This is a genomic window from Anatilimnocola aquadivae, assembly GCF_049819085.1.
GTDB lineage: Bacteria > Planctomycetota > Planctomycetia > Pirellulales > Pirellulaceae > Anatilimnocola.
The window spans coordinates 7,883,663-7,895,450 of the sequence record NZ_CP187419.1 but is presented as its reverse complement, the minus strand read 5'-3'; the positions used below and the strand labels follow the sequence as shown (position 1 = coordinate 7,895,450).

General features: G+C 58.7%; 8 protein-coding genes. 4 read left to right on the top strand and 4 right to left on the bottom strand.

From position 1 onward, the window contains the following. Positions 1 to 1,502: 1,502 nt before the first annotated feature. Positions 1,503 to 3,491 (bottom strand): SHD1 domain-containing protein, encoded by a 1,989-nt coding sequence (locus NA78x_RS31190; RefSeq protein WP_425616295.1) that lies wholly within the window; start codon positions 3,489 to 3,491, stop codon positions 1,503 to 1,505. A gap of 434 nt (positions 3,492 to 3,925) precedes the next feature. On the opposite strand from NA78x_RS31190, the gene NA78x_RS31185 reads away from it, so the two are divergent. Both NA78x_RS31185 and NA78x_RS31180 read left to right on the top strand, forming a co-directional pair. Continuing rightward, on the top strand, positions 3,926 to 6,268 hold the full coding sequence (locus tag NA78x_RS31185) for a spermidine synthase (protein WP_425616294.1): 2,343 nt from the start codon (positions 3,926 to 3,928) through the stop codon (positions 6,266 to 6,268). A gap of 139 nt (positions 6,269 to 6,407) precedes the next feature. Beyond that, positions 6,408 to 7,088, top strand: a complete 681-nt coding sequence (locus NA78x_RS31180) for an FHA domain-containing protein (protein WP_425616293.1) — start codon at positions 6,408 to 6,410, stop codon at positions 7,086 to 7,088. 256 nt (positions 7,089 to 7,344) lie between these two features. On the opposite strand, the gene NA78x_RS31175 is transcribed toward NA78x_RS31180, so the two are convergent. Then, positions 7,345 to 7,635, bottom strand: a complete 291-nt coding sequence (locus NA78x_RS31175; protein WP_425616292.1) for a hypothetical protein — start codon at positions 7,633 to 7,635, stop codon at positions 7,345 to 7,347. Between NA78x_RS31175 and NA78x_RS31170 the strand changes: the two genes are divergently transcribed. Next, positions 7,634 to 8,131, top strand: coding sequence for a hypothetical protein (locus tag NA78x_RS31170; RefSeq protein WP_425616291.1), 498 nt, complete (start codon positions 7,634 to 7,636; stop codon positions 8,129 to 8,131). The two genes, NA78x_RS31175 and NA78x_RS31170, sit on opposite strands and share 2 nt — an antisense overlap. Before the next feature lie 41 nt (positions 8,132 to 8,172). Next, positions 8,173 to 9,339, top strand: coding sequence for an 8-amino-7-oxononanoate synthase (bioF, locus tag NA78x_RS31165; RefSeq protein ID WP_425616290.1), 1,167 nt, complete (start codon positions 8,173 to 8,175; stop codon positions 9,337 to 9,339). 6 nt (positions 9,340 to 9,345) lie between these two features. Here the strand turns inward: bioF and NA78x_RS31160 are convergent, their stop codons facing one another. Next, complete coding sequence (locus NA78x_RS31160; RefSeq protein ID WP_425616289.1) at positions 9,346 to 10,716, bottom strand: Gfo/Idh/MocA family oxidoreductase; 1,371 nt, start codon at positions 10,714 to 10,716, stop codon at positions 9,346 to 9,348. Positions 10,717 to 10,880: 164 nt separating this feature from the next. Further along, positions 10,881 to 11,459 (bottom strand): NADPH-dependent FMN reductase, encoded by a 579-nt coding sequence (locus NA78x_RS31155; protein ID WP_425616288.1) that lies wholly within the window; start codon positions 11,457 to 11,459, stop codon positions 10,881 to 10,883. Positions 11,460 to 11,788 lie beyond the last annotated feature (329 nt).

Genomic DNA, 11,788 nt, shown 5'->3' with positions numbered 1-11,788 from the left:
GCCCGTTCTTCGCCCTCGCACATCCGCAATGGCCGATCCTCCTCCCTTCGTGGGACAGGCATCTTGCCTGTCATTTCCCCTCGTGAGATAGGCTTCCAGCCTGTCGTCCTCTCTCCAGCCTCTCCGCACCAAACACCACCAATCTTGCCAACTGCGCACGACGGTCCCCAGCGTCAAACACGACAAACCCGAATCTGGCGGGCGCGTGATTCTTTGTCAAATGACCAAACGCAGATTTTGTAGTAGTCCGACCAGCGAACTTTGTCAGACTGCCTTATTGGTTAACCGAGCCGCTTGCGGCCGTTGAACTGCCCATTCAGTCATTTCACAGTTCGCCCGCGCAAGCGCGTGGGTTAACCAAATGCAGAAGTCTGACATTCCGCGATAGATGAGCTACTAACCTGGCTGCAAGCAAATTCGGGGGTGGCATGGGTTCTACCCATGTCCTCCTCAGTCTTCTGAGGTAAGGTTCCTCGCTAGCCAAGGCAAAACTCAACTCGACCTCACCAGCAACAGCAGCGCGGCGTTACCTCAGAACGGTTTGAGTTCCACCCAAAAACTGGCACGCGACGTCACACGAGAATTGCCATCACACATGGGTAGAACCTATGCCACCCAGAAATGGCGAATGACCACGCATGCCACCCCGCTGCGGAAACTCACTCAATCCAGAAAGAGTCTCCCATCACACCACGCATTGCTGGCATCGATCGAAGGGAGTTAACATCCGACACGCGTAGAGCTGTACCCCGCACGCCGATGCTTTGAAGGCTGTTCAGCTTGCTTATACTAGCAACAAAGCGACTCCCTATCTTTGTATTATCGACACGGAGCGAAACCAGCTCTTCTAGTCGAAGCCCAGCTATTTCGCAATCGGCCAAAGCCGTATTCGATGCTTCCAGACGAATAATATTAGCGTTGGAAAGATTGGATAGATCTTCGCAACAGAAATCGGACTGCGAGACATCCAATACGTACACTCGCGGAACAGCGATCAGCGACCGAAACGCAGCGTGACTGCGCGGCATTCGAACCGGCGTCGCGGAAGCCCCGGGATTTGTCAAAGGACGGCGAATTGACACTTGCCCAATATGCAATCTTCCACTCGCCCGAAGAAACACTCGCTGTAACCAGGGAGGACCGGATCGCGTCATCCGTACGTCAAAGCCCTCGCTCACCAGCACATCATGGGCATGCTGAACGACTGCATTTTCTCGCCTAGTATCCATCACGGAACGCAATGGCGCGGCGCAAAGCCACGCGGTAACTGCTGCGATAACAGGAACAACGATTACTAATGTTCGCAGCTTGACGCGACTCCATGCAGGATTGCTCTTTATCATCATGGCTTGTAGCCCGTTGCACTTTCAATTTCTGTGTTGCCAGTGCCCGATGTGTAGCAGCAGTGCTACCGGTCGATTGTGTGCGGGCCAATTTGGCACGGTGGTGCTCTTGGCTCGCCACCCAGCCGGCCTCAGATACTCTGTCGCGCGGCAAGCGCCTCACTCTTGCTCGCTGTTCGTAGCTGCTTTGGATTCCCCGCGTTCATCTTCTCTCTTCTGCTGCAATTCCTCGTGGGTGAACTCTTTTAGGCCAGTGGGGGTGAGGTCCAGCTTAAAGATGCCGTCCGTGGGGGGCTGCAAGAGACCTGGGTTCAGGTTCAGATCGAAGGTTGTTTCCAGCCAGCGGTCTTTGAAGGCATCTTCGCCGGGGTTGAGGGGATGGTTCCAGTCCTCCCAGAGATTTTTTTCCGCCGATTTATCGGTGGCCTTTTGAACCAGGATCACGCGGTGACGGTGGTATCCTTCTTTCACTTCGAAGGTGTAGCGGAACTCGTGCGTCGCCAGGGCGGGGTCCTTCACCAGCGTGGCGCCGGTGCCGGCGAGTTTTTTGGTCAGGGTGCCGGGAAGGAGTTTTTCGGAGTTGTCGCTCACGTGGGCAGGGTCATAAACGACGGCGACTTTGTCGCCCGGTTTGAGCAAGCGATAGTCGTCGGCCTTCAGCGTGCTGAATTTGGCCTTCAACGCGGCATCGGGAATCTCGGCGATGATGAGCGCCAGCCCTCCTTTTCGCTCGTGAAGTTGCCCTTCATCCCACTCGGCACCATTAATCAGATAGAAATCGCGGCCGCCAGCGGAGAGGTGGGCTCTCCATCTTTGGCGATACCCGAGTCTCCAGTTGTGACGCACCTGAACCAGCGGCAACCCTCGGCTGAGGTCGATTAGCCCGTGACCGCCGTAGCGAAGCATGCCTGGCGGACTTTCGGCGATGGTCGTGCCCCAATTGGTGCCGTCGAGCAGTTCGATCGACTTGGCGAGTTTTCCGGTTCGCAAGTCGTAGACCAGCACATCGTCGCCCAGTGGGTCCACATACAGCCAGCGACAATCGCTGCTGAGCGCTAGTTTGCCGGCCTGTTTCACCGAGGTGTTATTCGGGGCGATGATCGTGCCGTTCAATTTGCCGGTGGGTATATCCACCAGCATGATCAGGTGGCTCTCGGCAATCACCATCTGGCGACTCCCCGGCAAAAAGAGGGTCGCAAGACCTTGCATCTGCCGCTGGAAACAGATCCGTAGCGTCGGCTGGAAATCGGCGAGCTTGATGACATACAGGCCCGAACCATTGAGCAGGGCAAAGTGGTCGGGTCCGACGAACGTCCCGGTACCGCTCTGCGGGGAAAAAATCGTATCGGTGGAATCCTTCTGCTCAAGCAGCGCGAGACTCTTTTGGCGGATGAGTTGATCGCCGTCCAGCTTCCAGAGGCTAAGCTCTCCTTTCCCGACGGTTACCAAACGCTTGCCCGTGGCGTCGATTGCGAGCACGAACTGTTCGCTGGGCATGGCAAATGCCGAGAGAAAGCTTCCTGTGCCGAGATCGATCCGGTCCAAGCGAAAGTCGGAGGACTCCCGCCCCTTGTACGCGCGCGAGATCCACAGGCAGCTGCGGCTGGGATCGATTTTCAACCGGTGGTCATGCTCGTCTACGGACCAACCGCGGTAGTTCAAGTTGATGGCCTTGGGAGGCAAGGTAAGGAGTGGCGGCGGCGTGAACGCGGGCGCTTTCCAGGGAACCGGTTTGCGATCCAAGTCTCGCAGTGAATTCGCGATGTCGATGCTTTCGATCTCTTTGGCCACGACGCTCGCTGTCGGTGCATCTCCCCAGACGACCTTGGCGGCAATGGGCAACTTGTTTTCGTCGAGCGGCACTTGCGCCGCAGGCGTGGCCGGCGACGGGGCAACCGGCTCGGCTAGTTGCTGGGCGGCAGCCTGATCGGCAGGGGAGAGTTTGTCGAGCGGTAGTGAGATTACCTTGCCGTCGACCTTCCGCAGCGACACCTTTCCCTCCGCCAGACCGAGGAACTCAGCCTCGATGGAAAACATCCCGGAGGCGTCTTTCCAAACTCGCTTTGGTGCGGGTGCCTGACTGAGCAATTCGGTAGCGCAGGCCAACAGCAGAATGCAACTGCAGACGATGATTCCAGTCGACCGCATCTGGCTGCTCCGTTGTAGGTCTGAAATCGCCAATCCACCTGGTAACTTCTACTCGCTTGCATCTCCAGGTTCCAGCGGATTGTTGACGATAGGACCCCGCGATTCAAGGCAATTTCAGCAGGCGACGTAATGATTCCGACCTGTAGGAAGTTGCGGGATTGACGGAGTCGGCCTACCGATCGTCTGGTACGGAGTACCTGGACCTACTCGCTACAACCGCTGCGAGCGGAATCTGCCGGGCGATTCTCGGCGTGGGTGCGATTCAGGTTGTATCCTTGCGAAGCTTGTTGCCCGCGGCAGATTTTCTCCGACTAGTGGCCCGCAGCAGGCTCCTTCCGATACGCTGATGTTTCGGGCGCACCGTCCCTCGTGCCCGGCATAAGCGACCCGCCCGTGACCGCTGACCGACATTGCCCCTCCCAAGGACCCCGCCGATGACTACTGCCCGCAACCCTGCAATTGGCTGGTGGGCGGCCATCACTATCCTGGTCAGCGCGTTTTTGCTGTTTCAGGTCCAACCGATCATCAGCAAGACGATTCTCCCTTGGTTCGGCGGCAGTCCCGCGGTTTGGACAACCTGCGTGTTGTTCTTTCAACTCGTGCTGCTCGCCGGCTATGGTTACGCCCACGCGCTGATTCGCTATGTCTCGCCGGCGCGACAAGGAATCGTACACGGCGTGTTATTGGTGCTCGCCATCCTCACGCTGCCGATTATACCCAACCCCGAATGGAAGCCCGACGACGGCACGCTGCCGGCGCTGCGAATCTTGGTGCTGCTGCTGGCGAAAGTCGGGTTGCCCTACTTTTTGCTGTCGTCGAGCGGGCCCCTGGTCCAAGCGTGGTTCAGCCGCGCCTATCCAGGAGTTTCGCCCTATCGCCTGTACGCGCTTTCGAACGTCGGTTCGCTGCTCGCACTCCTCTCGTACCCCATCGTGTTCGAGCCGTTCTTTCCCGTGCATCATCAAGGCTGGATGTGGTCGGGCGCGTTCATCGCGTTCGCACTGTTGGCCGGCATCTTGGCTTGGATGATCTATCGCTTGCCGATCGAACCGGAAGAAGCCGCAGCAAGTTCCAAACACGCGGAACCAAAGCCTGGCGACGACGATGCACCTCCCGCGACCAGCAGCCTGCTGATTTGGCTCTCGTTGCCGGCGCTCGCTTCGATGTTGCTGCTGGCCACGACGAATCACTTGTGCCAAGACATTGCGGTCGTGCCGTTCATGTGGATCGTGCCGCTGAGCTTGTATCTCATTTCGTTCATCCTCTGCTTCGATAGCGAACTCTGGTATCAGCGACGCTTTTGGGGCCCGCTCGGTGTGCTGGGGATTCTCACGCTGTGCGTACTCGTCAAGGGAGACGACTGGGGCAACTGGTCGGCACCCAGCGAAGCCAAGACGGTCACTGAGAGCTTGACCTACTATCCCAATTACTGGCTGCACCGCATCACGCTGTTCACGTCGAAGTGGGCAGACGAGTTTGACTCGAACCTCGCCTTTCAGGCCCTCGTGTACGTCATTCTGCTGTTCATCATCTGCATGCTCTGCCACGGCGAACTGGTGAAGCAAAAGCCGAAGCCCAAGCATCTCACACTCTACTACCTGATGATCTCGGCCGGCGGTGCCCTGGGCGGTCTGTTCGTCGCCTTGATCTGTCCGTACATCTTCAAGCTGCAGTTCGAACTGTCGCTGGGGATTGTGCTGGGCTATGTCGTCGCCTGGATTGCCATCATCAACGACGGCCGCAACTCGTGGCTGGAGAAGCGACAACTGCTGCAGTGGGCAGCGGCGAGTTTCATTATGGGTGGCGTCTTCTTTGTCATCACCAGCACGTATGAACCGCTCTCGCCACAGACCCTGGCCGTGATGCGCAACTTCTACGGCACACTGACCGTGAAGAAGCACGAGTTGGAGGATGACCAGCTGGCTCATCGGCTGGTGCACGGCGGCATCTTGCACGGCTATCAATTCAAGGACCCCATTCGCAAGCTGGAAGCCACTACCTACTACGTCAACGAAAGTGGAGCCGGGCTCTCGGTGCTGCACTATCCGCGCAAAAACAACGAAGGGCTGCGAGTTGCCGTCGTGGGTCTCGGTTCGGGCACCATGGCCGCTCACGCGCAGGAAGAAGACGTCTACCGCTTCTACGAAATCGATCCCAAGGTAATTGTCATCTCCGACGGATTCTTCTCGTTCCGCAAAGATGCTGAAGAGCGCGGCGCCAAGACCGAAGTCGTCCTCGGCGACGCTCGCATTCGCATGGAGAAGGAAGAAGATCAGAACTACGATGTCATCATTCTCGATGCCTTCAGCGGCGATGCGATTCCCGCTCACTTGCTGACGGTCGAATCGCTGGAACTGTACAAGCGGCATCTGCGTAAAGATGCCAACGGCAAGATTCAAGGGATTCTGGCCGTCCACATCAGCAACAAGCACTTGGACCTGGCTCCCGTGGTCGCCGCGCTCGCTCGGCGGAACGATCTGATTGCCCTGCAAGTCTCCACACCCGAGGGACCCTACGAACCCGATGCCTTCACCGGCAGCGATTGGGTGCTCCTCACCCAGAACGAAGAATTTGCGAATATCGACCTGGTCCGCAATCTCTCGGAGCCCTTGACGGTAGACATCAAGGACGAAGTGCTGTGGACCGATACACACAGCAGCCTGCTGCCGATCCTCAAATCGGACTGGGTGCGCTCGCTGCGGGAGCGGTTCAAACCGGCAGCCAAACCGGACGAGACACCCGTCAAAGCCGAGCCGACGACTCCGGTCGAACGCTAGTCCGCTGCGGGTTTTACGGCCGGTTTTGCGGAGGGACGCTCCGGCGGGCGCTTGACCCCGCTTAAATCGGGATGCTATAAGCGAGGTAGGAACAGAACTTCTCTCATTGCCCGATTCGGGTACGTTGGTCACGCGCGCGATGTCCGGCATTACTATTCGAGTCCTCGATGGCGCTGACCGCGGGCGCATCTATCAAAACGTCGGACCCCCCATCACCATTGGTCGTGAAGAGGGAAATACGATCCAGCTGAACGACGAGCGCGTCAGCCGGTATCACATCAAGATTCAAGAAGACAACAGCCGCCTCGTCCTCACCGACCTCGACAGCACCAACGGCACCAAGGTCAACGGCGAAGACATCCAGCTGCGGATTCTCAAATTCGGCGACATGATCGCCGTCGGCCGCAGCGTCTTGCTGTTTGGCTCGCGCGAGCAGATTGCCGGCCGTCTGGCGCGCCTGCGAGATGACAACGGCGGCGAAGCCGGCGGAGCCACCATCGATCCCGAGCAGGTCCAAAAAGCCGCTAACTTTTCGTCGCTCGATTTCGAACTGAACTGGGACGATGAGTGCGACATGCAAGCCACGCTGCATGCCCTCGAGCCCCCAGAACTGCCCGATCGACTTACGCCCGGCCAGGCCGCTCAGCTGGCCGAGATGCTCGAGTTTCTGCACGTGCGGCTGCGCAATCTCATCAACTCCGCGGCCGTCGACGGCAAGTCGAGCAAGATGACGCTCGAGCTTCGTCAGTGGCAGGGACTCATCGACCTGCAGGCTCGCCTATCGGAGTATCTACGCCGCATCGGCAACCCACGCGAGTAGTGGGAAGAGGCTGGGAACTGGGAGCTAGGAACTGGGGGAAGGACTTCGCTTCCTTGGTGAATCACTCCGCTTGTGGCCGCTCTTTTGATCCGCCTGAAGGCACTCGACCGAGAGCCCGTTTGGAAAAGCGTGTTCACACAACGGGAGGTTTGTGAACACAACCTCGCGCCATTCCCGAGAGTTACGGCACCTGCTGTTCACAAACTACCGGGGTTTGTGAATGCCCCCCATTGGCAACCGGCCCGCAGAGACTCACCTAAAAGGGAGTCTCGCTCGCGGATGCCGAGGGGGATGGAATCACCGAGCATTGATCGAGATCTGCAAACGAAACATGGCGACCGGTGATTCCGTCGGTCAGATAGATCGGATGTACAATTTCGTTCCCATCCACGCTGATGATTAACTGCGCGTCTCCGGAGCAAAAATCCTCAGGCTCTCGCAAGATGAGTGAGTTCTCGCCCACCTGTGAGACCCGCAATCGCATGCCTTCCACCTGCAAATGGATCCGCACCGCGGTCGACATTCCGTCGCTATGAATTACTGCCATGAGTGTACCTCAGTTACTCGAACGCGCTGCTTTGTACTGCCGCGAACGACAGTGTGTAATTGTACGCGAATTGGGAAGCGGAACCGATGGCAGTGTCTGGGAAACCAACCGACGCACAGCGGTTAAGAGTCTGATACTTCAGAAAACCTTCCATCAGGAACTAGAGAGTTATCGCCGCTTGTTTCAAGCCAACATGACGGAAATCTGTGGATTTGCCGTACCACGTTTGATCGACTATTCGATACCGCTCCTCACGCTAGAAATTGACATCGTCCAGCCCCCACGGATTCTCGATTTTGGCAAGGTCACATTGGATCAAGCCCCCGATTTCAGCGAGCAAACGATGGCCGACTGGAATGACCTACAGCAGGATCTGTGGGGCGAACATTGGCCAACGATTCAAAAAATCCTAGCTCGCCTTCGGTCGTTAGGAATCTATTACAGCGACCCGAATCCCTACAACATCACACCAGAGGATTGGAATCCAGAACTGTAGCAGCGGGAACGGCAGTGTTCTTCGCCTGCTAAAATCCTCTCATGCATAACCCGCTGGATTGGCTCGATGACGAACTGCGACGACTGGAGTCGGCGGGCTTGCTGCGCACGTTGGGGGTGAGATCGGGGCCGCAGCGTGGGACGCAGCTGCTGTGGAACGGCAAGTCGCTGGTCAATTTTGGTTCGAACGATTATCTGGGAATTGCCTCGTCCCTCGGCGAGCAACAACTCAACGACGTGCTGCACCAAGCGGGCTGGGGCGCGGGAGCAAGCCCGCTGGTTACCGGCCGCGGCGAGTTTCACGCGCGGCTCGAAGCGGAACTGGCACGCTTCGAAGGAACCGAAGCGGCCCTGCTGTTTCCCACGGGCTTTGCCGCGAATGCGGGAACCGTCGCGGCACTCGTGGGCCCCGGCGATGTTGTCTTCAGTGACGCGCTCAATCACGCGAGCCTGATCGATGGCTGCCGCTTGTCCGGCGCGAAGGTTGTGGTCTTTCGACATTGCGATGCAGCCCATCTGCAAGAACTCCTCTCGTCCACTCCATCCACGACCAGGCGCAAGCTGATCGTTACCGATAGCCTCTTCAGCATGGATGGCGATCTCGCCCCGCTCGCTGATCTGGCCACGATCGCCGCGGAGCATCGCGCGATGCTCATGGTGGACGAAGCACACGCGACGGGAGTCTTCGGTGCCCAAGGTCGCGGCCTGTGCGAGCAACTGGGCGTGGAAGACGCCGTACACATTCGCGTCGGTACGCTCAGCAAAGCACTCGGCTCGATGGGAGGCTTTGTCGTCGGTCAGCAGCGGCTTATCGATTGGCTGACCAATCGCGCCCGCACCTATTTCTTCTCGACGGCCTGTCCCGAAGTGGTCGCTGCCGCCGGACTCGCGGCCTTGCAGATCGTCCGCGCAGAGCCCCAGCGCCGCACCGAACTGCTGACGCATGCGGGCGACCTTCGCGAGCAACTGCGTGCTCTCGGCTGGACGATGCCCGTGCATGGCAGCCAGATCATTCCGCTGCGCATCGGCGATGCGCAGCGCACGATGCAGTTCGCGGCCCGCCTGCGTGAGCAAGGCTTCTTCGTGCCGGGAATTCGCCCCCCGAGTGTCCCCGCCGGCGAATCGCTCCTGCGGCTCAGCCTCACCTGGCACCACACGGCCGACATTCTCGCGCAGCTGATCGCTGCCGTTGCCAAACTTCAAACTTGACTCCTCCTACGCATCCGCTGGATGCTTCCACGGCGCGCGATAGGCTCGCTTCAACAGCTTGTTCGCTGCCTCATCGTTCACAACCAGTTGTTTCGCCGAATCCCACGTCAGCGAGCGGCCCAGTTGCATGCTGTGATTGGCGAGGATGCAACTTGCCGTGGTGATGTGCCCCTCTTCGATATCGCTGACGGGCTTGCCGCGCGATTCGATGTTGGCGAGAAAGTCCTTCATGTGTCCGCGAATCGCCGGGGCCACATGCTTCTCCAGGTCCTTCTCGGTTTTGTCTTCCGGGTATTCTTCGAGCTCCATCTTCACGTCGACATGCACCGGCTTGCCGCCACCCATCGGAATGAAGTCGTAGCCATTCACGCTGCACTTCAGCGTTCCCTTGTCGCCATAAAACGTCGCGCCCCACGGATACGCCGGGTCGGCTGCGGCACCCCACGACCGATGTTGCCAAACCACTTGCAGGTTGCCGTAGTCGAACGTGGCTTGCTGCGTATCGCTGATGTTCGCCCGGCTCGCCTTGTCGACCAGAATGCCACCCGCCGATTCGATTCGCTGCGGCCAACCCAGGTCCATCATCCAGCGGACCATGTCGAGCATGTGAATGCACATATCGCCGACAATGCCGTTGCCATACTCGTTGAACGCCCGCCACCGGCGCGGATGAACCAGCGAGTTGTACGGCCGCATCGGAGCCGGACCGGTCCACATTTCGTAATCGAGATAGTCGGGTGGCGATGAATCGGGCGGGTTGTCTTTGGCCCGCATGTGATAGTAGCAATAGATTTCGACGTGCGCGATCTTGCCGAGCTTTCCTTCCTTGATGATGCGATCGCGGGCTTCGATCAGGTGCGGCGTACTGCGCCGCTGCGTGCCAACTTGCACCACGCGCTTGTGCTTGCGAGCCGCGGCGACCATCGCCTGACCTTCGGCAATATCGAGACTGATCGGCTTTTGCACCCAGACATCGGCCCCCGCTTCGCAAGCCGCAATCATCGGCAGCGCGTGCCAGTGATCGGGCGTATCGACCAACACAATGTCGAGATCCTTCTCCTTCAGCAGTTCGCGATAGTCGCCATACGTCCGCGGCTTCTTCTTCGAAGCCTGTTTGGCGGCCACTTCTTCGGCACAAGCGGCGACCATGTTCTTATCGACATCGCAGAGCGAGACAACCTCGACCGGCGAGACCTGCAGCAGACGATACAGGTCGCTCTTGCCGTACCAACCCGTGCCGATCAGCGCTACCCGCTTGGGCTTGTCGCTGGCCGCGGCAAAAGCCCTGGCGTGCAAGTTCGCGAGTGTGACGCCGGCCGCCGATGCTGCCACGGTGTTCGTCAAAAACTGCCGCCGGCTATTCGATGTGTTGTGCATGGAGAGAGTGCCTAACTGTTGAAAAGAAATTCACCGTCGATCTTCCGTTTACTCTACCGAGCCCCCAACCGCCGAGCGAGTGCCTCAGGTAGCCCGACGCGTCAGCGAGGGGAGCGCGCCTTCGGTGTTGAGGTGTGAATCCGTGGTTGCCGTTCGGCAAAACCCTACGCGCCGATCTTCTTCAGCAGTTCGGCCAGTTGCGTGCCGACCTGCTTTACGCTGGCGGCTTGCCTGGCATCCTTCAGCGAACCATCGTCGGCAAAGGCGTCCATCGCTTTGGCGACGGCGACCTGCGAGGGGATCACCAGCACGTCGATATTGCTAAGCATGGCCCGCAGATGCACGAGCCCGCGCAAGCCGCCCAGCGCGCCGGGCGACGCGCTGATAATCCCCGCCGTCTTGCCGCGAAAAGCCGTGAGTCCACTTTCGCCCGGCGCGGCACGCGAGACCCAGTCGAGCGTGTTCTTTAGCAGCGGTGTGAACGAGCTGTTGTACTCCGGCGAGGCGATCAGCAGTCCCTGATGAGCCACAAACAGTTCTTTCAGCTTGAGGGCCGCCGCAGGCAGCCCTTTCTCGGCTTCCAGATCCTGATTGAACAGCGGCAGCTCGTAATCGCTCAGCTCAATGACGGTAACTTCGACTCCCGCTTCGCGCGCACCGGCCACTGCGATCGGCAGCAGCCTGCGGTTGAAGGAATCGCGTCGCGTACTGCCAGCAAATGCCAGAATCTTGGGACCAGCCATGATGTTCGTTCCTTGGATTGCGTTTCGTTAGTCTCACCGTAGCGATCTCGCTCCGCCGAGAGATAAGTTTTACCATCGCGCACGTAGCTGAGCTCAGCGCTGCTGATAACCAGTTTTGATAACTTTTTGCATCGTTTTTCTGCGATAACCAAAAGTCATAACCAATTGCCTTCCCTTCGGTTGCGAGCACAAAAGGCAACGCATCAAAGTTTACCTGATAACCACTTTCCACCCCGGGTCCAACCCAGCTTGAACAGGCCCTGAACAGGGGGCGGCAAGACTCTTCGGTCATTGGTATTCACACCCGCTGCCGCTTCCCTGAACAGTCC

Excerpts from the sequence above, each read along its gene's own strand:
- NA78x_RS31180 (WP_425616293.1), top strand. The coding sequence starts at position 6,408 with ATGTCCGGCATTACTATTCGAGTCCTCGATGGCGCTGACCGCGGGCGC.
- NA78x_RS31160 (WP_425616289.1), bottom strand. The coding sequence starts at position 10,716 with ATGCACAACACATCGAATAGCCGGCGGCAGTTTTTGACGAACACCGTG.
- NA78x_RS31170 (WP_425616291.1), top strand. The coding sequence starts at position 7,634 with ATGAGTGTACCTCAGTTACTCGAACGCGCTGCTTTGTACTGCCGCGAA.
- NA78x_RS31155 (WP_425616288.1), bottom strand. The coding sequence starts at position 11,459 with ATGGCTGGTCCCAAGATTCTGGCATTTGCTGGCAGTACGCGACGCGAT.
- NA78x_RS31185 (WP_425616294.1), top strand. The coding sequence starts at position 3,926 with ATGACTACTGCCCGCAACCCTGCAATTGGCTGGTGGGCGGCCATCACT.
- NA78x_RS31190 (WP_425616295.1), bottom strand. The coding sequence starts at position 3,491 with ATGCGGTCGACTGGAATCATCGTCTGCAGTTGCATTCTGCTGTTGGCC.
- NA78x_RS31175 (WP_425616292.1), bottom strand. The coding sequence starts at position 7,635 with ATGGCAGTAATTCATAGCGACGGAATGTCGACCGCGGTGCGGATCCAT.
- bioF (WP_425616290.1), top strand. The coding sequence starts at position 8,173 with ATGCATAACCCGCTGGATTGGCTCGATGACGAACTGCGACGACTGGAG.